The 22,806-nt window shown below is 64.4% G+C and carries 17 protein-coding genes; 9 read left to right on the plus strand and 8 right to left on the minus strand.

Annotation, left to right across the window (positions count from 1 at the left end; genetic code table 11):
• Positions 1-358 precede the first annotated feature (358 nt).
• Entirely contained in the window at positions 359-1,603 is a 1,245-nt protein-coding gene (gene lysA, locus AC3RCE_RS19990) for a diaminopimelate decarboxylase (RefSeq protein WP_492253774.1), read from the minus strand.
• Between the two features lie 110 nt (positions 1,604-1,713).
• Between lysA and AC3RCE_RS19995 the strand changes: the two genes are divergently transcribed.
• A complete protein-coding gene (locus AC3RCE_RS19995) occupies positions 1,714-2,664 on the plus strand; it encodes a LysR family transcriptional regulator (RefSeq protein WP_492253775.1) in 951 nt (316 codons plus the stop codon).
• Positions 2,665-2,754: 90 nt separating this feature from the next.
• Here the strand turns inward: AC3RCE_RS19995 and coaD are convergent, their stop codons facing one another.
• From coaD to AC3RCE_RS20015, 4 genes are all read right to left on the minus strand, one after another.
• Complete coding sequence (gene coaD, locus AC3RCE_RS20000; RefSeq protein WP_218295921.1) at positions 2,755-3,255, minus strand: pantetheine-phosphate adenylyltransferase; 501 nt, start codon at positions 3,253-3,255, stop codon at positions 2,755-2,757.
• 190 nt (positions 3,256-3,445) lie between these two features.
• Positions 3,446-4,141 (minus strand): 16S rRNA (guanine(966)-N(2))-methyltransferase RsmD, encoded by a 696-nt coding sequence (gene rsmD, locus AC3RCE_RS20005; RefSeq protein WP_369643185.1) that lies wholly within the window; start codon positions 4,139-4,141, stop codon positions 3,446-3,448.
• Positions 4,138-5,484, minus strand: coding sequence for a M16 family metallopeptidase (locus AC3RCE_RS20010; protein ID WP_492253776.1), 1,347 nt, complete (start codon positions 5,482-5,484; stop codon positions 4,138-4,140). Before AC3RCE_RS20010 ends, rsmD begins: the two co-directional genes overlap by 4 nt.
• Positions 5,485-5,506: 22 nt before the next feature.
• On the minus strand, positions 5,507-6,952 hold the full coding sequence (locus tag AC3RCE_RS20015) for a M16 family metallopeptidase (protein WP_369643186.1): 1,446 nt from the start codon (positions 6,950-6,952) through the stop codon (positions 5,507-5,509).
• Between the two features lie 27 nt (positions 6,953-6,979).
• Here AC3RCE_RS20015 and ftsY point away from each other — a divergent pair, with 27 nt between their 5' ends.
• From ftsY to AC3RCE_RS20030, 3 genes are all read left to right on the plus strand, one after another.
• Positions 6,980-8,317: a signal recognition particle-docking protein FtsY gene (gene ftsY, locus AC3RCE_RS20020; protein WP_492253777.1), complete on the plus strand. Its 1,338-nt coding sequence runs from the start codon at positions 6,980-6,982 to the stop codon at positions 8,315-8,317.
• Between the two features lie 108 nt (positions 8,318-8,425).
• On the plus strand, positions 8,426-11,095 hold the full coding sequence (locus AC3RCE_RS20025; protein WP_218339563.1) for an EAL domain-containing protein: 2,670 nt from the start codon (positions 8,426-8,428) through the stop codon (positions 11,093-11,095).
• A 117-nt stretch (positions 11,096-11,212) separates the two neighbouring features.
• A complete protein-coding gene (locus AC3RCE_RS20030) occupies positions 11,213-12,277 on the plus strand; it encodes an SPM autocatalytic domain-containing protein (RefSeq protein WP_218339564.1) in 1,065 nt (354 codons plus the stop codon).
• Between the two features lie 78 nt (positions 12,278-12,355).
• Here the strand turns inward: AC3RCE_RS20030 and cutA are convergent, their stop codons facing one another.
• A complete protein-coding gene (gene cutA, locus AC3RCE_RS20035; RefSeq protein WP_218295928.1) occupies positions 12,356-12,703 on the minus strand; it encodes a divalent-cation tolerance protein CutA in 348 nt (115 codons plus the stop codon).
• Between the two features lie 271 nt (positions 12,704-12,974).
• Here cutA and AC3RCE_RS20040 point away from each other — a divergent pair, with 271 nt between their 5' ends.
• Both AC3RCE_RS20040 and AC3RCE_RS20045 read left to right on the plus strand, forming a co-directional pair.
• The gene (locus AC3RCE_RS20040) at positions 12,975-15,356 is read left to right on the plus strand and encodes a glycosyltransferase (protein ID WP_218339565.1); all 2,382 of its coding nucleotides are present in this window, start codon (positions 12,975-12,977) and stop codon (positions 15,354-15,356) included.
• 76 nt (positions 15,357-15,432) lie between these two features.
• Positions 15,433-15,861, plus strand: coding sequence for a hypothetical protein (locus AC3RCE_RS20045; protein WP_218295930.1), 429 nt, complete (start codon positions 15,433-15,435; stop codon positions 15,859-15,861).
• Here the strand turns inward: AC3RCE_RS20045 and AC3RCE_RS20050 are convergent.
• Positions 15,844-16,719: a UbiA family prenyltransferase gene (locus tag AC3RCE_RS20050; protein ID WP_218339566.1), complete on the minus strand. Its 876-nt coding sequence runs from the start codon at positions 16,717-16,719 to the stop codon at positions 15,844-15,846. The genes AC3RCE_RS20045 and AC3RCE_RS20050 overlap by 18 nt on opposite strands.
• Positions 16,720-16,772: 53 nt before the next feature.
• Positions 16,773-19,847: a hypothetical protein gene (locus AC3RCE_RS20055; RefSeq protein ID WP_492253778.1), complete on the minus strand. Its 3,075-nt coding sequence runs from the start codon at positions 19,845-19,847 to the stop codon at positions 16,773-16,775.
• Positions 19,848-20,218: 371 nt separating this feature from the next.
• On the opposite strand from AC3RCE_RS20055, the gene AC3RCE_RS20060 reads away from it, so the two are divergent.
• The 3 genes from AC3RCE_RS20060 (at position 20,219) to AC3RCE_RS20070 (ending at position 22,660) form a co-directional block, all read left to right on the plus strand.
• Complete coding sequence (locus AC3RCE_RS20060; protein WP_492253779.1) at positions 20,219-21,274, plus strand: glycosyltransferase; 1,056 nt, start codon at positions 20,219-20,221, stop codon at positions 21,272-21,274.
• Positions 21,274-21,879, plus strand: coding sequence for a hypothetical protein (locus AC3RCE_RS20065; RefSeq protein ID WP_218295934.1), 606 nt, complete (start codon positions 21,274-21,276; stop codon positions 21,877-21,879). Before AC3RCE_RS20060 ends, AC3RCE_RS20065 begins: the two co-directional genes overlap by 1 nt.
• Before the next feature lie 88 nt (positions 21,880-21,967).
• Positions 21,968-22,660, plus strand: coding sequence for a class I SAM-dependent methyltransferase (locus AC3RCE_RS20070; RefSeq protein ID WP_492253780.1), 693 nt, complete (start codon positions 21,968-21,970; stop codon positions 22,658-22,660).
• Positions 22,661-22,806: the final 146 nt, after the last annotated feature.

The following is a 22,806-nucleotide window of genomic DNA, read 5'->3' on the forward strand; positions in this document are numbered from 1 at the left end:
GCACACCCCTATCGCAAAACAAAAGCCGCGTGCGCCCTGGGGCGCACGCGGCTTTTAACATGGATTGCGCAGAGGTCAGAACACGCCAAACAGCATGAGCAACAGAACAACCGACAGCGGGACGCCGAGCAGCCACAAGATGATAGGCATGGTGATCTCCTTGAAGGGATGAAGAAATGTGGATGGCTCTACCTTAGGGCCCCGCCTCCCCCCGCCCTGTGCGCCAGCGCTGCGCGTGGCCGTAGTCCCGTGCCTACCAGGTGTCGGCGCGGGCCGCGCCGCAAAGGCGCCGCCGTCTTTCATTCCCTTCCTTCGCACCGCCGTCCCGGCCGCTGCGCGCGGCGGCCGCGCCAGCCTTCTACAGTCCCAGCTCCAGCGCCAGCAGCTCGTCCACCGTCTGGCGACGGCGGATCAGGCGCGCCTGGCCGCCGTCCACCAGCACCTCCGCGATCAGCGGGCGGGTGTTGTAGTTGGAGGACATCGAGGCGCCATACGCGCCCGTGTCGTGGATCACCAGCAGGTCGCCGACCTGCGCGGCCGGCAGGTCGCGCGGCAGCACCACGCCGCCATCGCCCTGCGTGAACACGTCGCCCGATTCGCACAGCGGCCCGGCCACGACGGTGGGCTGGGCGGCGGCGGTGGTGCCATCGCGGCGCAGCAGCTCCATCGCGTGGAAGCTGCCGTACATCGAGGGGCGCATCAACTCATTGAACCCCGTATCGACCAGCACGAAGCGGTTGTTGCCCGCGTTCTTGGCGGCCCGCACCTCGCCCAGCAGCACGCCGGATTCGGCCACCAGGTAGCGGCCCGGTTCGATCTCCAGGCCCAGCTTGTGGCCCACCACCGCCTCGGCCTGCTGGCGCGCGGCGTCCCACAGGCCGTGGTAGTGCTGCGTGTCGACCACCGGGTCCCCGCTGCGGTAGGGAATGGACAGGCCGCCGCCGGCCGAGATGGCATGCAGGTCGTGCCCGGCCGCGTGGGTGGTGCGCACCAGGCCCACCATGGCGCCGCAGACTTCCGCCAGGTGGCTGTAGTCCACGCCCGAGCCGATGTGCATGTGCAGGCCCACGAGCTGGAGGCCGTGCTGCGCGATGGCGGCCAGCGCCGCGGGCAGGTCGGTGTGCCAGATGCCGTGCTTGCTGTGCTCGCCGCCCGTGTTGGTCTTGTTGCTGTGGCCGTGGCCGAAGCCGGGGTTGATGCGCAGCCACACGCCATGGCCGGGCGAACGCGCGCCCAGCTGGTGCAGCATGTCGATGGAGCCCGCGTTGACCGGCACGCCGTGCTCCACCACGCAGTCGAGCGTGGCGGCGTCGAACAGGTCGGCGGTGAAGACGATCTCCGACGGCTCTCCGCCGGCCACATAGCCCGCCGCCAGCGCGCGCAGGATCTCTCCGCGCGAGACGGCGTCCACCTTCACGCCCTGCTCGCGCATGAGCTTCAGGATGTGGATGTTGGAACAGGCCTTCTGCGCGAAGCGGACGGTCTCGAAATTGGACACCTGCGCGATGCGCTGGCGGATGGTGGCCGCGTCGTACACCCACAGCGGGGTGCCGAACTGGTCGGCCAGGGCCCAGAGCTGGGCGGGGGAGAAAGGGTTGGACATGCGGATTCCCAAGGCAGGATGCGGTGTGAAGGCTGGATGATGCTCCCTTCCCGCCATTTGGTCGAATGCCTTGATTTACAGCATCCATTCATTCTGGATATGCTCTACCCATGACCGATGCCGCCCTTCCCCCCCTGGCCCGCCGCATCACCCACCGGCACATCGAAGTGTTCCGCGCCGTGATGGCCGCGGGCAGCGCGACCGGCGCGGCCAGCCTGCTGCACAGTTCGCAGCCCACCGTGAGCCGCGAACTCGCGCGCCTGGAATCGCTGCTGGGCTATGCGCTGTTCGAGCGCGTGCAAGGGCGGCTGCGGGCCAACGCGCGCGCGCTCGCGCTGTGGGACGAGGTGCAGCGCTCCTGGCAGGGCCTGGAGCGCGTGGTGGACCGCGCCGTGGCGCTGGGCCGCCCCGATGCCGTGCAGCTGTCGGTGCTGTGCCTGCCCGCGCTGGCGCACGCCCTGCTGCCGGGCGCGGCGGCGCGGCTGTTGCAGGCACACCCGCACGCACGCCTGTCGGTCACGCCGCAGGAGTCCCCGCTGCTGGAGGAATGGATGAGCGCCCAGCGCTTTGACCTGGGCCTGTGCGAGCAGGCCGCCGCCCCGCCGGGCACGCGCGCCGAGGTGCTGCTGACCCTGGATGAAGTGGCCGTGGTGCCGGCGGACCACCCCCTGGCGCGCCGGCCCGTGCTGCATCTGGAGGATTTTGCGGACCAGCCCTTCGTGAGCCTGTCGGCCGACGACCCCTACCGCCGCCTCATCGACGCGCGTTTTGCGCAAGCCGCCGTGCCGCGCACCCTGCGCATGGAAACCCACAGCGCCGCCGCCGTGTGCGCGATGGTGGAACACGGCCTGGGACTGGCCATCGTCAACCCGCTGACCGCCCTGGCGGCGGCCGGCTCCGGCGGCCGGCTGGTGGTGCGGCGGCTGGCGTTTTCGATCCCGTTCAGCGTGGCGTGCGTGCTGCCGCTGTACCGCCCGCCCCTGCCCGAGGTGGCGCCCATGCTGGAGGCGCTCCAGGCCGAGGCGATGGATGTGGCCCGCCAGCTCCGGGCGCTGCCATGAACGGGCGGCGCAACCAGAACATAGTGCTATTCAATCAATAGCACTCAGCGCTTGTCCATCAAGCGCCAGGGCCTGATGGGCCCAGAGCGATCACGGCGGCGTGAGGGTGCGCACCTTCTCGGCCAGCCGCTCCTGCACCGAGGGCGACACGAACTTGTGCACTTCGCCGCCCAGCACGGCGATCTCGCGCACGAAGGTGCTGCTGATGAACTGGTACTTGTCGCTGGGGGTGAGGAACACGGTTTCCACCTGCGGCATCAGGCTGCGGTTCATGCCCGCGAGCTGGAACTCGTAGTCGAAGTCGGTCACGGCGCGCAGGCCGCGCACCATGGCCTTGCCGCCGCGCTCCACCACGAAGTCGCGCAGCAGGCCCGAGAAGGCCTCGACCTGCACCTGGGGGTAGCCCTTGACCGCCTCGCGGACCATGTCGATCCGCTCTTCCAGGGTGAACAGGGTCTTCTTGTGGTGGCCCGCCGCCACGGCCACGATCACGCGTTCGAACAACTGGGTGGCCCTGCGTACCACGTCTTCATGGCCCAGCGTGATGGGGTCGAAGGTTCCGGGGTATACGGCGAGCACGTTCTGGGCCATGGCTGGTTGTCTCCTGTCTGGCGGAAGGGTCGTTGGCCCCACCTGGCGGGCCGCGTGGGCGCATTATGCAGTGCACTGCAACATGGACGTTCGCGCCCCTGTCCCCAGCGGGCGTGGCAGGGCCCCGGCGGCGCGCGGGTGTGCGGCCTGGGCTCCGGCCTGAAAGGCCTGGCGGGGCCAGGCGGAGGCTTCAGGCGCCGCGCCGCAGCAGGTGGGCGTGCACCGCACCCGCCTTGAGGTGGCGGTGCAGCGCCAGCCCCCAGGGCGCCAGCTCTTCATCGGCCCAGGCGCGCGGTGCCTCGAGGTACACGAACCCATCGGCGGCCACCGCCTTGGCGGCGGCCTGCAGGGCGGCGCCGAACAGGTCGCTGTCGAACGGCGGGTCCAGCAGCACCAGGTCGATGCTGGCGGGCGCGGCCTGCTTGAGGGCGGCGATGCCGTCGCCACGCTGCACGCGCACGGCGGTGGCCTGCAGGCGCTGCTGCAGGGTGTTCAGCTGGGCCACCAGGGCGGCGTCGCTTTCCACCAGCTGCACGGCGCTGGCACCGCGTGATGCGGCCTCCAGCCCCAGGGCGCCGGTGCCCGCGAAGGCGTCCAGGCAGCGCCAGCCCGCCAGGTCCTGGCCGAGCCAGTTGAACAGGGTCTCGCGCACGCGGTCGGGCGTGGGGCGCAGGCCGGGGCGCTGGGCCACGGGCAGGCGGGTGCGCTTCCACAGCCCGCCGATGATGCGGATTTCGCCCGCGCCCTTGGGCGCGGCGGCCGGGGCCGCCTTGTCCTTGGGCGCGCCCTTCTTGCCGGTGGCGGCCGCCGGGGGGGTGGCCGCAGCGGCCTGTGCCTTGCGGATCTCGGCGTTGATGGCGGTGGTTTTCAGGGTCGAGCGGCTCATGGCTTGCCCCCCACCACCACGGTCACCATGCGCTCGGGTTGCAGCTTCCGGGCCATGGCGGTGCGCACGTCGGCCACGGTCAGGGCCTCCACCTTCCTGGACCACTGGTCCAGGTAGTCCAGCGGCAGTTCGTTCCAGGCGATGTTGGCCACGTTGCCCAGGAGTTTCTTGTTGCTGTCGATGCGCAGCGCGAAGCCGCCGATGAGGTTGTCCTTGGCCGCACGCAGCTCGGCCTCGGTGGGGCCTTCGGCCACGAAGCGCGCGATCACGTCGCGCGAGACCTTCACGGCCTGGGCCGCCTGGTCGGGGCGGGTCTGCAGGCCCACGGTGAAGGCACCCGCATGCATGCCGGCGGCGAAGTAGCTGTAGACGCTGTAGCTGAGGCCGCGCTTTTCACGCACCTCGCTGGTCAGGCGCGAGACAAAACCGCCGCCGCCCAGGATGTGGTTGCCCACCAGCAGCGCGAGGAAGTCCGGGTCGCGGCGCTGGAAGCCCGGCTGGCCGATGAGCACATGGGCCTGGGCCGAGGTGAAGGGGACGTTCTGCTCCACCGGCGCGGCCAGCGCGCTGATCTCGCCCACGGGCGGCAGCGGCGCGCAGCCCGACGCGGCGGGCAGGCGCGACAGCAGCGTGGCGACCAGCGCCTGGGCCTGCGCGCGCGACACGGCGCCCACGATGCTCACCTTGGCGCGGCAGGCAGCGATGTGCTGGGCATGGAACGCCTGCATGTCCGCCACGTTGATGCGCATCAGCGTGTCTTCGGTGGTGCGCACGCCATACGGGTGGCTGCCGTACACCGCCGAGGCGAATGCATACCCCGCCACGGTGGCGGGGCGTGTGTTGGCCTCCTTCAGGCTGGCGATCCAGCGGGCGCGGTCGCGCGGCCACACGTCGGCGGGCCAGCTGGGCTCGCCGATCTGGCGCGCGGCCAGGCGGGCGGCCTTGTCGAGCAGCGGCGGGTCGGTGAGCGATCGCAGCGAGTAGTGCAGCGCATCGTTCTCGGCGCCGGCCTCGAAGTTCGCGCCCAGGTCGGCCCAGGCCTCGCCCAGGCCGTTCTCGTCCAGCGCGGGCTCGTTGCCCAGGGCCTTCACGCCCTTGCTGGCCATGGCGGCCATGGCACTGGCCAGGCCCGCCTGCCCCGCCGGGTCGCGGCGGCTGCCGGCGTCAAAGTCGATCTGCACGTCCACCATGGGGATGACGGGGCTTTCGACCAGGTAGACCTTGGCGCCGCTGGGTTCCGTCCAGTGCTGGATGGGCAGCAACGCCCAGGCAGAGTTTGAATAAAAAACCACTCCAGCGCTTATCAACAAAGCGCGAGCAGCTATATTTTTGATAGTAATCATGTGCAAGGGGCCCAGGGCGGGTTCAACGGATCACGGCGCCGGGCGGCAGCGTGGGGCGGGCGCGGGGGGCATCCAGGGGCTGTGGCAGCAAGGTGGCCACGGTGAGCTGGTCGTCGCCAAAATACCTGGCGGCCACGGCCTGCACCTGGGCGGGCGTCACGGTGCGCAGCAGCTCCAGCAGGCGTTCGTTGGCGTCGAGCGGAAAACCCTGCACCCAGTTGCCGCCCAGCTCCTGCGCCTGGTTCATCACCGAGTCGCGCTCGTACACGGTGGAGGCGATCCACTGCGTCTTGACGCGCGCGAGTTCCGCCTCGCTCACGCCACCCTGGGCCACGCGGGCCACCTCGGCGCGCAGGGCGTCTTCGACCTGCTGGGCCGTCTTGCCCGCGGCGGGCACGCCGCTGAGCATGAACAGGCTGGGGCCGCGCCCCGTGACCATGGCGCTGCTGTTGGCGCTGTCGGCCACGCGGTTCTCGCCCTGGGTGAGCGCACGGTCGAGCCGCGCGCCGTCGTAGCCGCTGAACACCGCCGACAGCACCATCAGCGCGAGGGCGTCGCGGTCGGTGTCGGTGAGGTTTTCCACGCGGTCCAGGCTGGGGGTGCGAAAGGCCAGCGCCACATACGCCTGCTCGGCCGGCGCCTTGACGGCGATGCGGCGCAGGCCCTGCTGCGCGGGCTCGGCGCGCGGCTTGCGCTCGGGCAGCGCATGGGCGGGGATGCCGCCGTAGTATTTTTCGGCCAGGGCCCGCACCTGCACGGGGTCCACGTCGCCCGCCACCACCACCACGGCATTGGTGGGCGTGTACCACTGGCGGTAGAAGGCGCGCGCGTCGTTCGGCGTCATGGCATCGAGGTCGCTCATCCAGCCCACGATGGGGCGGCGGTAGGGCGACGCGGTGAAGGTGGCGGCAAACAGCTGCTCGGCCAGCATGGCGCGGGGCTGGTCCTCGGTGCGCAGGCGGCGCTCTTCCTTCACCACCTCCAGCTCCTTCTTGAACTCTTCATCCGGCCAGTGGTTGTGGGCGAACCGGTCGGATTCGAGCTTCATCACGTCTTCGAGCCGGCTGGACGGGATCTGCTGGTAGTAGCCCGTGTAGTCGCGGCTGGTGAACGCGTTTTCCCGCCCGCCCAGGGCGGCCACGCGGCGCGAGAACTCGCCCGGCGGCAACGTCTTGGTGCCCTTGAACAGCATGTGCTCGAGCACGTGCGCCACGCCCGTGGTGCCGTCCACTTCGTCCATGGAGCCCACGCGCACCCAGACCATGTGCACCGCCGTGGGGGCGCGCCGGTCGGGCTGCACGATGAGCTGCATGCCGTTCCTCAGGGTGAACTGCTGCGCGCCAGAGGCCGTGGTGGACGGCGTGGAAGAAGGCGCATCGGAGGGTTGGGACACCGGGGTGGTTGCCGCGAAGGCAGCCCCGGACGAGAGGCAGGCCAGCAGGCCCAGTAGGGTGAAAGCACGTTTCATAGAATGGATGATTCTAAGAACCCACCAATGTTCAGTTTTTTCAAGAAAAAGCCCGCCGCTCCGCCATCGACGCCCGCACCGTCCGATGCGCCCTCCCCGGCCATGTCGTCCGGCGCTCCAGCACCTGCCGCTCCCCCCACTTCCATCCTGCCGGCCACGGCAGTTCCGGCGGTGCATCAGCCGCCGCCAGGGCCTTCGCCAGCCCCCGCGCAGGTGACCACGCCCGCGACAGCGCCCGCAGAAGCTCCCGCCGCGGCGCCGGCCGCTTTTGGCTGGCTGCGCAACCCGTTCGCCCCCAAGGCGCCCGAGGCGGCCCCCACGCCCGTGCCCGCGCCAGCATCGGCCACGGTTCCGCCGCTGGCCCCCGTGGCCGTGGCAGCGCCGGTGCAGGCCCCGCCGCCGGCGCCCGTGGCAGTGGCAGCCCCCCCCATCGCCGCACCGGCACCTGCGCCGGCCGCCCCCGTGGAACGCAAGGGCTGGCTCGACCGCCTCAAGGCCGGGCTGCGCAAGACGGGCAGCAGCATCACCACGGTGTTCACCGGCACGCAGATCGACGATGCGCTGTATGAAGAGCTGGAAGAGGCCCTGCTCATGGCCGATACCGGCGTGAAGGCCACCATGCACCTGCTGGCCGACCTCAAGCGCAGGGTGAAGGACAGCAAGACCACCGACCCCGCCGCCGTCAAGGGCCTGCTGGCCGACTCCCTCGCCGACCTGCTGCGCCCGCTCGAAAAAGCGCTGGTCATTGGCGAGCACACCCCCACCGTGATCATGGTGGCGGGCGTCAACGGCGCGGGCAAGACCACCTCCATCGGCAAGCTCACCAAACACCTGGCCGGCGAAGGTGCGGCCGTGCTGCTGGCGGCCGCCGATACCTTCCGCGCCGCCGCGCGCGAGCAACTGGGCGTCTGGGCCGACCGCAACACGGTCGAGATCGTGAGCCAGGAAGGCGGCGACCCGGCCGCCGTGAGCTTTGACGCGGTCACGGCCGGCAAGGCGCGCGGCAAGGACGTGGTGCTGGTGGACACCGCCGGGCGCCTGCCCACGCAGCTGCACCTGATGGAAGAGCTGAAAAAGATCCGCCGCGTGGTCACCAAGGCCGATGCCACGGCGCCGCACGAGGTGCTGCTGGTGATCGACGGCAACACCGGCCAGAACGCCCTGGCCCAGGTGCGCGCGTTCGACGATGCGCTGCAGCTCACGGGCCTCATCGTGACCAAGCTCGATGGCACGGCCAAGGGCGGCGTGCTGGCGGCCATCGCGCAGGAACGCCCCATTCCGGTGTATTTCATCGGCGTGGGCGAGAAGCTCGAAGACCTGGAGACCTTCAACGCGCGCGAATTCGCGCAGGCGCTGCTGACCTGAAAACCCGCCCGCAACCGCGATCCATGGCCCCCTCGGGGCCATTTTCACGTTTACGAACGGCAGCAATTCCCCCATGATGGGCTTTCCCCAGGAAAGGCGCGGACGCCCATGTTCATTGAGCTGGTCAAAGGTGTTGCCTTGCTGCTGGCGCTGTGCTTCCTGCATGGGTTCAACATCCGCGTCTGGCGCCGGCACCCGCGCACCGGGCAGGTTTTCTCCGGCATCCTCTTTGGCTCCATCTGCGTGGTGGGCATGCTCACCCCCGTGGTGCTGATGCCGGGCGTGATCTTCGATGCGCGCTCGGTCGTGCTCAGCATGGCGGGCCTGTTCGGGGGCCCGCTGGTGGCCTGCATCGCCGCCGCCATGGCCGCCACGGGCCGCCTCTGGCTGGGGGGCGCCGGCGCCGAGGTGGGCCTGCTGGTGATTGCGCTGTGCACCACGCTGGGCCTGGTCTACCGCGAAGGCCGCGCGCGCGGGCGCCTGGGGGTGGAGCCCGTTCCGCTGGCCCTGTTCGGGTTGCTGCTGCACACCGCAGTCGTCGCCCTGTTCCAGCTGCTTCCCGCCGAGGCCGTCCAGCGCATCAACCAGACCCTGGCCGTGCCTTTCCTGCTGACCTTCACGCCCGCCACGGTGGTGCTGGGCCTGCTGCTGCGCGATGTGGAAGAACGCCTGGCCACCGAGCGCGCGCTGCATGGCACGGCGGCGCGCCTGCGCGCCATCGCCCAAGCGATCCCCGACGTGCTGCTCGTGCTGGACGCCCGTGGGCGGTATGTGGAGGTGCTCTCGCCCGACGACGCACCCCTGGCGGCCAGCCCGCCCCAGCTGATTGGCAAGCGGCTGCATGACGTGCTGCCCGCGCCACAGGCCGACAGCTTCCTGGAGCTGATCCGCAATACCCTGCAGTCGGGCCAGACGCACAGCATGGAGTACGAGATGCAGACGCTCTCGGGCCCACGGCATTTCGAAGGGCGCGCCCAGCCACTGGGCGTGCAGGTGGGCGGCCAGGCGGCCGTGGTCTTCCTGGCGCGCGACATCACCAAGCGCAAGCTCGCCGAGGGCGCGCTGCGCGAATCGGAGCTGCGCTTTCGCTCGCTGCTGCGCAACATTCCGTCCATCTCCGTGCAGGGCTATCTGGAGGACGGCACCACTAGCTACTGGAACCGGGCGTCCGAGCAGCTCTACGGCTACACCGCCGAGGAAGCGCTGGGCAGCAACCTGCTGGACCTCATCATCCCGCCGGCCATGGCCGACACCGTGCGCGGGCACATGCGCCACATGTTCGCCACGGGCGAGGTCATCCCGGCGGGCGAACTGCAACTGCGGCGCAAGGACGGCTCGCCCGTGGACGTGTTCTCCAGCCACGCCTACATCCAGGTGCCCGGGCATCCGCCCGAGATGTTCTGCATCGACATCGACATCTCGGGGCGCAAGGCCGCGGAGGACGAGGCCCGCTACCTGGCGTTCTACGACGCGCTCACGCAGCTGCCGAACCGGCGCCTGCTGGTGGACCGGCTGCAGCAGGTGCTGGCCAACGGCGCGCGCTCGGGCCTGACCACCGCCGTGCTGTTCGTGGACCTGGACAACTTCAAGACGCTCAACGACACCCGGGGGCATGAGGTGGGGGACCTGCTCCTCAAGGAAGTCGCCCTGCGCCTGCCCGGCTGCGTGCGGGAACAGGACACCGTGGCCCGCCTGGGTGGCGACGAATTCGTGGTGGTGCTGCAGAACCTCAGCAGCGACCCGCCGGAAGCCGCGGCGCAGGCGCGCACGCTGGGAGAACTCATCCTGGCCCAGCTGCGCCAGCCCTACCAGCTGGCGGGGCACGAACACCATTTCACGGCCAGCATCGGCGTCACGCTCCTGCGCGACCACCGCGACTCCGTGGACGAAGTCCTCAAGCAGGCGGACATGGCCATGTACCGCGCCAAGGACGCGGGCCGCAACACCCTGCGCTTTTTCGACCCCGACATGCAGCAGGCCGTCAACCGCCGTGCGCTGCTGGAGGCGGAGCTGCACACCGGCCTGCGGCAGTCGCAGTTCCTGCTGCTGTACCAGCCCCAGGTGGACGACCAGGGGCGGGTGACCGGCGCAGAGGCACTGGTGCGCTGGCGGCACCCGGTGCAGGGCATGGTCCCGCCGTCCGAGTTCATCCCCCTGGCGGAAGAATCCGGCCTGATCCTGCCCCTGGGCCACTGGGTGATGGAAACCGCCCTGCGCCAGCAGGCCCGGTGGCGCCAGCACCCGCAGTTTGCCCACCTGAACGTCGCCATCAACGTGAGCGCGCGCCAGTTCCTGCAGGACGATTTCGTGGCCCAGGTGCTTGCGCTGCTGCAGCGGACGGGGGCCGATCCGGCACGGATCAAGCTGGAACTGACCGAAAGCCTGCTGCTCGACAACGTGGACAACGTGATCGCGACGATGCGCGCGCTCAAGGCCCATGGGCTGGGCTTTTCGCTCGACGACTTTGGCACGGGCTACTCGTCCTTGAGCTACCTCAAGCGCCTGCCGCTGGACCAGATCAAGATCGACCAGGGCTTCGTGCGCGGCGTGCTGCTGGACCCGAGCGATGCGGCCATCGCCCGCTCGATCATCGCCCTGGCGGGCAGCCTGGGCCTGGACGTGATCGCCGAGGGGGTGGAAACGGCGGCGCACCACCAGTTCCTGCTCGCGCACGGCTGCAAGGCGTTTCAGGGCTACCTGTTTGGCAGGCCGCTGGCACTGGAAGACTTTGAACGGGCGGCGCTGGAGGCACTGGGCCCCGCAAAGGCCCCCGGCTGACCTCGCGCCAGACCGGCGCCGCGATGGCATTCAAGTTGCCGCACGCAAATGCCGATAACCAAAGGCCACGACAGTCGGCCCCGCGCCGCGCCTCCGTGGAAACCATGGAGGTGCCCCATGAAAATCGAGTCGTCCACCCTGCAGATGCAGGCCCGGCATGCCGCCACGCGCATGCACAGCCAGACAAGCCGCCTGGAAATGTGGGTGGGCGAGCGCCCTCCGGGCACGCCCGCCGCCCGCCAGGCCCCGCCGCCCCAGATCTCCAGCGCGGCCCGCCTGGCCCAGGCCGCCCACGCGGCCGCTGCCTCGGCCTCCGTCGAACCGCGCCCCACGCGCGACCCCGACGAAGGCCTGACACCCCAGCTCGCGATGATCCGCGACCTCATCGAACGCATGACCGGCGTGCTGGTTCGCGTGTATGCCGGGCCCAAGGCCGCCGAGGCGCCCGCCGAGCCCGTGCCCGCTGCGCCGCCCGCCGGGGACGGCACCACGGAGGCCCCCCGCCAGCGCGCGGGCTTTGGCGTGATCTACGAACAGCGCGAGGTGCTGGAGGAAACCGAACGCACCCAGTTCGCGGCGGCGGGCACCGTGCGCACCGCCGATGGCCGGGAGATCCAGTTCACGCTGCAGCTGGACATGCAGCGCAGCTACCGCGAGGAATCCTCCGTCAGCCTGCGGCTGGGCGATGCCGTGGCGGTGGACCCCCTGGTCATCAACTTCGACGGCACCGCCGCGCAGCTACAGGACCTGCGCTTCGCCTTCGACCTGGACGGCGACGGGCAGACCGAACAGGTGCCCCTGCTGGCCGGGAACCGGGGCTACCTGGCGCTGGACAACAACCAGAACGCACGCATCGACAACGGCCTGGAACTCTTCGGCCCGGGCACGGGGAACGGCTTTTCGGAGCTGGCCCGGCATGACAGCGACGGCAACGGCTGGATCGACGAGGCCGACCCCGTCTTCCAGCAACTGCGCGTGTGGACCCCGGATGCGGATGGCACGGGCCGCCTGCAAACCCTGCAGGAGCTGGGCGTGGGCGCGGTGCAGCTCAGCGCCCAGGCAACGCCCTTTGCCCTGCGCAGCGCCGACAACGGCAGCCTGGGCGCCGTGCGCTCCACCAGCGTCTACCTGCGAGACGACGGCAGCGCGGGCACGGTGCAGCAGATCGACCTGAGCGTGTAGCCAGCCCAGCCACAGGGGCCAGGCAGGAACCCGCCCCTGCCGCCCAGGAGGCTGAAAAAAACCGCGGATGCCCCGCAGTCAGGCCAGCACCGTGGCATGGGCCACCTGCGCATCCACCCAGCCGGCATATTCTGCGGACCCCTGCAGCGCCTGGACCACCAGTTGCGGCAGCGCATAAGGATGTTGCGCCCGCAAAAGCGCCAACAGCGGGTGCAGCGCGCGCGCCACGGTCTTGCAGACCAGTCGGAGCTCACGGTCCTCCTGCGAGGCGCCCTGCCAGCGGAAGTAGGCCGTGATCGGCTCCACCTGCACACAGGCCGCCAGCCGCGCCTGCAAGACCAGCTGCGCCAGCCGCCGGGCTTCCGCTTCGGTGGCCACCGTGGTGGTGACAACGAGAATGTCGCAAAGGGCGGTCGGCTCGGTCATGCGCGTCTCCCGAAGTTGGGCGCTGCAGTCTGCCATAGCGTCCTGGGAAGCGCCAGCCGGTGGTTCTCCTCGCCCCTCCCTTGACGGCTCCGTGCGCCGTATCCATCTGCCAATGGAGAACTTCTAGCCGCTTTCAATGGCAGGCGCTGCGCGTCACCCTGCCCAGGCCATAGGGTGTGTTAGATTTTGTTCACTATTCATGCGTTAGCTGGGCCTGTCGCTCGTTGTTTGCGAGTCAAAGCAATTCAGCAGACAAATCCTCAAAGAAAAAATGACGGCTCAACGCGCACTTTTCACCATCTGCTCGAACAACTATGTGCCGATGGCCAAGGTCTTGCTGGAGAGCATCCAGCGGCACCATCCAGAAGCCGATGTATATCTGTGCCTGGCCGACGACGTGCAGCCGGAGATGGTGGACTATCCCGATGCATGCCAGGTGATTGCGGCCACAGACCTGAATATCGATGATTTCCGCGGATTCGCATTCCGCTACGACATCATGGAATTCAACACGGCCGTCAAGCCCTTCATGTTCCGCGCGCTGCGGGACCGGGGTCATGAGCACGTCGTCTATCTCGACCCAGACATCGAGGTATACGCGCCGCTGGACAAGGTGTTCGCGTTGCTGGAAGCCGGCGCCTCGTTTGTCCTGACGCCGCACATGACGAAGCCCGCCGAGCGGAGCGACTTTCCCGATGACGTCGGCATCATGCGCGCCGGTGTCTACAACCTTGGTTTCCTGGGAGTCGGTGCCGCGCAGGAAACAGAAGAGCTGCTGCGTTGGTGGTCGCGCCGGCTGCAATATGACTGCGTCAACGAGCCGGATTCCGGCCGATTTGTCGATCAGAAATTCATGGATCTGATCCCCGGCTTTGCCGCCAAGGCGCAGATTCTGCGGGATACCACATACAACGTGGCCTACTGGAATCTCCACCAGCGGACATTGACGGGCGAAGCGGGTGCGTGGCTGGTGGACGGCGAGCCTCTGTGTTTTTTCCACTTCAGCGGCATTGATCCACTCAACCCGCAACGGTTGTCGAAATACACCCAGGCATTTCGCGACGCAGACATCTCGCATCCGCTGGCAAACCTGATGCATCGCTATGCGTCCCGGGTGCTCGCCAATGGCCACGGAGACATTCCTGTCGGCGCATACGCTTATGGGCGATTTGCCTCTGGCACTCCCATTCCGAAATTTGTACGCCGCATGTTCCGTGACCGCCATGTGCGCTGGCTAGGCGGCGATCCATTCGCCACTTACGAGGACTACTTGCATTTGCCAAGTCCCGACGCATGCAGCGGGGCCTCGGGTCAGGCCACGCGCCTGCTGACAGAAATACACCGCAGCGAGCCGGGGCTTCGACATGCATTCGATCTCTCGACAGCACACGGTGTCGACAGATACCTGGACTGGTTCAGAACCCACGGGCGACCCTGGTTCGACGGCAGAGCCATCATGGCCCCCAGGCAGCCCATCGATGCACCGTCCACAACCGCTATGGACGCCCTCCCTTTGCAATGCACGAACAAAGGTCCCTCGGTCACGGTGGTGGGTTACCTGCGGCTGGCGTTGGGCGTTGGCGAAGCAGGTCGACAGATGTTGCGTGCGCTCGACCACGGCCAGATCCCGGTATGCGGCCTGCCGGTTCGCATCAGCGCGTTGTCCAGTGAACTGGAACAGTCTCTGGAAGGACTTTTTGTTGACCAATCGTCCTCCCCCATCGAGGTCTTCAACGTCAATGCGGACCAGTTGCCCCTCGTCGTCAAAACACTCGAATCCTCCTTGAATCCCGGGGCTTGGCGGGCGACGATGCCCTTTTGGGAACTGGAGAATTTTCCCGCCCCTTGGCTCAAGGCATTCGATCTTGTGGATGAGGTGTGGGCGCCCACGCAGTACATCCAGGCCATGCTGGAAGGCAGAATCGACAAGCCTGTGCGCTACATGCCGCTGATGCTCACTTTCGAAACCCCGAAAGCCGGTGAACGGATGCAGTTCGGATTGGACGATGGTGCTTTCATATTCTTCTTTTCCTTCGATTGCCTGTCATTTGTGGAGCGCAAGAATCCGATGGCGGTGGTCCGGGCGTTTCGCCGTGCGTTTCGCCAAGATGCGCCAGTTGCGAAAGTCCGGCTGGTCATCAAGGCTCTGAACGCGGACAAATTGCGTGGCCCGCAGGCCGCACTGTTGCAGGAGTTGCGCGGCGATCCGGATGTCCAGCTGATTGAAGACACCCTGAGTCGGAGCGCCACCTTGCAACTCATCGGCTGCTGCGATGCGGTCGTGTCGTTGCACCGCAGCGAAGGCCTGGGCTTGCTGATCGCAGAAGCGATGGAGCTGGGCAAGCCGGTCGTTGCCACCGACTATTCCGCCACCACCGAACTGGTATCCAACCAGACAGGCTGGCCTGTTGATTACACGCTGGTTGCAGTACCCGAAGGCCACTACCCATTTCACGCCGGCCAGATGTGGGCCGAACCGGACGAAACGCATGCGGCGTGGCAAATGCGCTCGGTGTATCTTCATGCGGACGAAGCCGCGCGCCGTGCGCGCAATGCCCGGGATTTGCTGCACAAGCAGCATGGGCCGGCCGCATGTGCGCAACGGCTGCGCAGCCGAATTGCCGAAGTACTCGCACTGCAGTGCACCAAATAGCGTGCGCTGAATGCAAACGCCGCCCCGCGTCGCAACGACACATCTCAGCCTATAGCAATTCGAAGCAGGACACGTGATGGATGAACTAGCAAAAAACACATGCGCCGAATCTGCATGCATGGCGAACGCCCCGCAGACCTCCGGGGTCGCGGCACGCTCCATTCCGTCCGGTAAAAATTCTGCCCACATGGAGCAGGCGCCTCTGCGCGCCTCAGCTTTGGAGCATCGCCGGATTGAACTAGACCTGATCGACACACGCGAGGAATGCAGACGGCTCGCGCGCGCTGGCGCCGAAATGCACGACGAGATTCTGGCACTCAATCGCGCCCTGCTGGCGGCAAGGCAACAGGTTCAGATCCTGCTGGTGAATCAGCGAGAGCTGGAGCAATTGCGCGCGACACGGCACTCCCTGCAAGCTCAAGTGGACGCGCTTGTGCGGTCTGGCTCCTGGCGCATTACCAAGCCGATACGCATGATCTACAGCCTGCTATCCAGCCACTCCTGACACCCTGCCGTGAACATAAGGCAGCGCAAAGGTTCCCAAGAGCACCAAGCCAATCACGGCAAAGTTGAACCGGTAGTGCCGCTGCAGATGCAGCAAAGGATGGGGTGCGAGCCGTGACTGAAACACCTGCCACGTCTTGAGACCATGCAACAGATAAGCCGCCAATGACAGACTCAGCAACAGTGGATGCTGCTCCATGGCGGCCCAGACTGCGACAAGCCCATAGGCAGCACTAAACAGCACGAAGGCCGCGATGGAGGTGGCATTTTTTCCGAACGCCACCGCGTTGGTCAAAATACCATTTGCTGCATCCGCGTCATGTCCGCGCACTTCATGCATCAGGTGGCCAGCCGCAAACACGACACCGAAATAGCACGCAAAAACAAGGCTCTGAGGGTTCAGTTCGCCAATCGCCAGATAGCCCAGCAAGAAATGCAGGATGCCACCGGCCAGATGCAGCAGCGAACTGGCAATGGGGATGCCTTTGAGGTGCCACCGGGGTGAAGAGTAGAACGTGCTGGTCAGCAGCATGCCGCCGGCGACCCACAACGAATGCAATCCAAGATACGCCGAGAATGCCAACCCCAGAACCGCCCACAGTTGCGCCATGCACCACATTGCCCGCCTGGATATGCCGAGCGACAAGAAGGTACGCGTACTTCGATTCGGATCCTGGAGGTCACCGTCAATACCCGCCCAGTCGTTGAGCACGATGATGTGCGCCACGAGGCAGGCGCTCGCACACACCAATGCCACCAGCGTGCACAGCGTATCGGTCCCGGAACGTTGGACACTGCGATCAAGCGCAAACACAAATCCCATCAAAGGCGTGCCTTGAAGCACTGCGACTTCGTCCATCCGCACGCACTGCAGCCATCGGAACCAGGCAGGTGTCCGCATCCCACACCCCATCAATGAGAGGAAGCAACGTTCTTGCGCGCCTGCTCGTTGGCGGCGAACAAACGAAGCCACAGCGCAAGCCCCAGCTCTGGAGACCAGTAGTAGCGGCTGACGGTCGCCGTGAGATCATTGTGGAAATACAGTACCGGTGATTGCCACACGCGCTCAAATCCCTTGGCCGCGATTGTCCGCAGGAGCTTGTCGTTGTCCTTGAGCCGGCTCCGACCCGGCCTCGCCTCCGTCAGGTGGATGCCTTCAATGACCTTCAACCAGAGCTGCTGATCCGGATCCTGCACGGCGAGTAATGACTCTGGCAACTTCAACGGGCAGCCCATGGCCTGCAGGGCAGGCAACCGCCACATCACCGCGGCAGGTGCGCGTTGGTAATAGACCCACAGTGACGGATCCTGGGAGTGCGACTGCAAGACTTCACACAGTTTCCGCGCCGCCAGGGAATCGACTTGGTACAACCACATCAGGACATGGATCTGAATACCTATGTCCGCAGGATTGGGGTTCTTGCCCGGATCGATGCACTCGTAGCGATCCTGGGCGGCCAGCCAAGTACGGTAAAGACCCTCTGGAGTCTTGAATGCCTCCAGCGTCGCACGGGCCTTTTCCTGCAACTTGCCGTCCAGCGCGGGGGCAAGGCGCCAGACCAGCGCCGTGTCGTCAGCATCGGGAGTGATTCTGCAGCCCAATACACCATGCGAAGGAAGATCGGGACGGCCGTGGTAACGCACCAGACCGGTCTCCTCGATCTGTTCGGAAAGAAAGCGTTTGGCCTTGTCCAGCGTGCCAGACAATTTCAGGCTGGAACTTACGGGGCCCAGAAGGTCGACGATCGCCGCAGTCGAAAATACGTTCAGCTCCGAATGGGGCTGCCGGAAATGCACCTCGCTGGTGTAGTCAGTCAGCCAATACCCCCCACTATCCTGTTGGTATTCGAGCGTCGAGGTGGCGAACTTTGCCATCTCGGAGATGGACATTTCATCGGACCACCGGGGAGGCGCTGCAGCGGGTTCAACCGAAAAGACTTTGGAGACGAGACGCTGGGGGGCTGACGCCGGGCTTTTGGACGGCAACACCACGGAGATTCTGTGTTCGCCTGCTGACAGGCCGCGCACCGCAATGCTCGCCCTCCATCCACTGGCAGCGGTGACGCCCAGGACCTTCTCAACGTCCGGGCGTCTGAAGAAAGAGCTGATACCCGCCTCTCGCCGGTCATCCAGCCAGAGCTCAAGATTTCCCGGGACCTTGTTCCCCGAGGATATCCAGCCGACCACGTCGAGACCCCGGTTCGGGTGAACGCGAATCGCATCAATGGCCCCTCGCCACGGGACCTCCATCAAAGCCGCGGCGTGAGCAGCGGGAACCGGCAGTTCGAATGCCTGGAGGATCCAGGGCATTGCCTGGGGGTTCGAGCGGACCAGCGCACTGAATACAGGCCGACTGGAGGTCAAAAGCGCGGCCGGAAAAGATATCTTCCAGGTTCCGGTATTTCGGGCGCCCACATCTTCGTCTTGGCGGTACCCAAAATCGGACGTGCCACCGGACACTCGCACCCCGTCGATCAGCAGGTGCACATCGAAAGGCTGGCGGCTTCCGAAAAGAGCCCATCCTTCCACCGTGGCGAGTCCCTCGGGAGAAATGTTCAATCGGTCGATTGATCCGGACAACCCAGGAAACAGATCATTGAAAAACTTGGGGCGGGCCAACCAAGGAGAATGTTCGGTCATCCACGCGGCACGTTCGGATATCGCCACCCGCTGGCTGGCATCCTGCGGAGGATGGGCACTGAGGTATTCCGAGTGGGCGCTGCCGGTGTACCCAAAGGCCCCGATTGCCGAACTGGCGACGGCAAACAGGCCGAGCGCCACAAACACTCTCCGCGCATTGACCCCCAAACCCTCGACGACAGGGGGCAACATCCAAAACAGGATCGGCAGCAGATCGGTCAGAAACCGGGGGCCCCAGCTGACACCGGAACTCCAGTTCACCGCGGCATAGAAAACAACTTGCAGCACAACCACTCCCGCCAGCAACAGCGACAGCAAACGCAAAGACGGTTGACGGGCCTGATGAAGGAAGCCAGGCAGAGCAAAAAGCAGGAACGGAGAGAATACGAACAACCCCTGCACCGGGCTGAACAAAAGTCCACCCACGCCCTTGAGGGTATTCAGCAGAGAGATGTCAAGTTTTTGCCCTTGCAGGGCCAAGCCATAGCCGCCGATCCAATTACCTACCACCCCCAAGTTGTAGGCCAACGTTGCCACCACGGGAACGACAGCACCCACGACAAAGAATTTGAAATTTCCCCGATCCTTAAGAAGCGCATGGATTGCAAAGCCTGCAGCAAGAATGGCATCGGGTTGCCTGTTGCAAGCCAACAGGGCACACAGCAGGCCCGTCACGGCTGCGCACGAACGCGTGCGTCGTGGCAAGACGGATAGCCACAGCAACCCGATCACCAGCAACTGGCCGATGCCATGCATCCACAATGCCTGGCTGCTGATGACCCACGTGGATGTACCCCATCCAAACAACAGTGCCAGCCAAGCGGCCGTCTTGGTGTCGGATTGCCGCCGAAGCAGCAAGAACATCAAGGCGACACTGATACTGGCGATGAGCGAGGCGGCAAGCTTTTCCATGATGCGGCCTACGCGCTCTACGCGCTGCACCGCCCAATCGGTAGCATTCAGGTACAGGACCGCAGGTAGATAAAGCGGCGCGGCCAGTACGGGCGTTACCGGAGGATACATCGAGACGAGGTGGCCATCAGCAGTCCTGAGCATCCACCAAGCCTCACCGATCTGGCCCGGCTTCTGTGGAGGACGAAGACCTTGGGCCACATGCAGCGCAACGGGATCAAGGGTCAAGGTGCCATGCTTCCAGATCGACAGCGGCAAATACCGGGCTGCGTAAGTGTCTGCGGCTCCGATCGTTCGCAAGTTGATGTTGAATATCAGCAAGCCGGCGCAAAAAAGCAGCAACGCCACCACCCCATCTCTGCCCAAGCGCAACCAAAGGCCAGGCTTGGGGGGTGTTCGCTCAAAAGTTGCCAAATGGCGCATATCTAGGTTCATCGTCTTGTCAGAAACGCATTGGCGTGCATGGCTTCGCCCCGAGGAGTGGCCCGCACTGACAGCATCAATCCGGCGGACACCAGGCAAGCCTCGTGAAAATCAGGGCACCACGACATGCCAACGGGACGCTTGGGCAAGCGACTTCAGTGTAACAATCTGCAGCGTGCATAACGGGAAAATGGGCTGCTCCCATGCCGGTGACTGAACGTTGCAATCATCATGATGAGCGCACTCGAACTGCTATTTTTCGACGATCGGTCCCCATGAAAAAAAGGAGCCGAGGAGATCCTAATTACCGGTGCAAAAATGGCTCTCGCTCGTACAAAACTGTATGGAAATGCCGCTCGTTTTTCTCCGTCGAGCCTGCTCGTATGTCTGAACTGTGTCCCAATCTCGTTGTCCTCATGCCCGTCTATGAAGACCGGGAAGCATGTTCGCTCCTGTTGCAGCACTTGGACGAGCATGTTCACATCCCGTATTCTGTAGTGATCGTGGACGACGGGTCCCGCCGCTATCCGTTTGAATTCGAGCGGGGGGTGCATTCCCACATGGATGGACATCTATTGCGTCTGCACGACAATTTCGGCCATCAAATAGCCATTTCGGTGGGTTTGCGGTTCATAGCAGAGCATATACACGATGATCAATTGGTGGTGATCATGGACTCTGACGGAGAAGATCTGCCCGAAGCCATCGAGAGGTTGATTGCAGGGCTAGAAGACGCGTCTGATGTCGCCGTCGCGTCAAGGGGCAGCCGCAACGAAGGAAGGCTCTTCCGACTTCTTTATGTGGGCTACAAAGTCCTTTTCCTCTGTTTGACAGGCAGGCGCATGAACTTCGGCAACTTCATGCTGCTGCGCGGATCCGCTGTCAAACGGCTCTGCACCATGCCCACGCTGGCGAGGCACATTGCCGCAACAGTGCTCGTGTCGGAGCTGCGGGTACAACGCATCCGCGTGGATCGTGGACACAGATACGCGGGCCGCTCCAAGATGAATCTCCCGCGACTGGTGCAGCATGGCATTGCCTCTTTCTCGGTCTTTGCAATCGTGGCAAGGCGCCGACTCGCCGTGGCCACGGCTGTATTCGGGGGGCTGGCGATAGGATGCGGCCTAGCCTTCGGCACGTTCATCGTCGGACTGGATCAAGGAAACTTCTCGCTAGGGGTTGCAACGGCGACCGCAATCTTCATTGCAGCATGTGCGGCTGCCGCGTCGTTAAATATTGCCTCACATCTGGCAAAACACCACGGGCCTTTAAAGGCTCTCATCCAATTCGAAAAATCGTCCAAGATACCGGTCGAGACAATTGACGATATCCCCCCGGTGTTCCACCAACAGGAATACGGTCTCCCCCAATCGATGGCCGATCCAGGCTCAATTGCCAAAGGTACCCAGCCTTCTTTTCCGCAGCAACTCCCAGTCTGATGCGTCGATTCATCCTGTCAATGTCGGGGGTTTTACTGTATATAGTGATCGCAGTGATTACTTATTGGCTTTACATTCACTCGGTCAAAGTTGATGTCGTGCTATATGCCGCAATCTGGGCTTGTTGCTTGGCCCTTCTGGTTTATGCCGCAATTATATTGGCACTACCATTTTCCAGCCAATTCAGCTCACTCGAGAAGGCACAGAATATTTCAATCTGCGCACTGATAGGCTATGCAATGGCCTTGACATTCCCAACAGTCATTGATCGCTCACTGTCATTTTATATTCTTGAAAAACTCCAACAGCGTGGTGGTGGCATTCAACATCAACGCCTGGATTTGGTTTTTCGTGAAGAGTATTTTCGCGAGCACCGCCTGATGGATGTTCGGATTACCGAGCAAATGCAGTCTGGCACCGTTTTTATTGATCAAACAAATTGCCTACGGCTCACTTCACGCGGGGAACACCTGGCAAGCTTCAGTCGTTTTTTTCGCTCTAATTTTCTTCCCCCGCAGAGGCTTATTTCCGGAACCTACTCAAAGGACCTCATCGATCCTTTTGCGCACAAGACTGCCATACCCCGCTATCTTTGTGAGAAATGAATTGAGCAAACAAGCTTCAAACAAGCACATGACCGAAAATTTTTACCAAATTAATCTGGTGACTTGTGGCATTTTACGGGAGTAAATTTTGAATATTGAAAAAGCGAAGCAACTGGTCGCTTCTGTGAAGCACTGGCATCATGCTTTTGAAATCTATCCAGGTCTTTTCACACCTGGAACCTATGATCCACGTTTTCTCCTCAATGACATTTCCTTCCCCCCAGATCTTCGAGGTCAGCGGGTACTTGACATCGGCCCTTCAGACGGATTTTTCTCTCTCGCAGCTCACAGACTGGGTGCTGAAGTTGTCGCCATTGACTATCGGAGCAAAGATGCCCATGGATTTGGAGTGATGGAAGAAATCTCGGGGCGATATTTCCAATACCACCGTGCCAATGTCTATGACCTGAATGTCAAAGAGCTGGGGACATTTGATCACGTACTTTTTCTCGGTGTCCTGTACCATTTACCAGATATGGTGAAGGCACTTGGAATTGTTCGATCCCTTTGCCACGGGGTGATGTACCTCGAAAGCCATGCGGCGAATGATCTGCCCACGAACGAAGCCCAGGCTCGCTATTACCGTAGCAATACCCTTGCGGCAGATATCACCAATTTTTGGTCGCCCAATCCCGCATGCATACATGATATGGCGTTTGATAGCGCCTTTGATCTCGTCTCTCATAGAACATGGAGCGACCGTTACTTCGGCCGTTTCACGATCAATGAGGAACCGGTGCGCAAACGAAAGCTCCAACTGGGCTACGGGCTGCTCCAATAGTCTCGACCGCTCGCCGAAGTCATCCGCACATCCACCTCATGAAAGACCAAAAAGGTTGTTCACCTTCACCTGCTCCTCAGTACGGGCAGGCGCGGGTTTTGGCGGTCCTTGACATTCCTGGACTGGGTTCATCGCAAGCCCAGGGG

Source organism: Acidovorax sp. GW823-FHT05D11 (genome assembly GCF_058795695.1).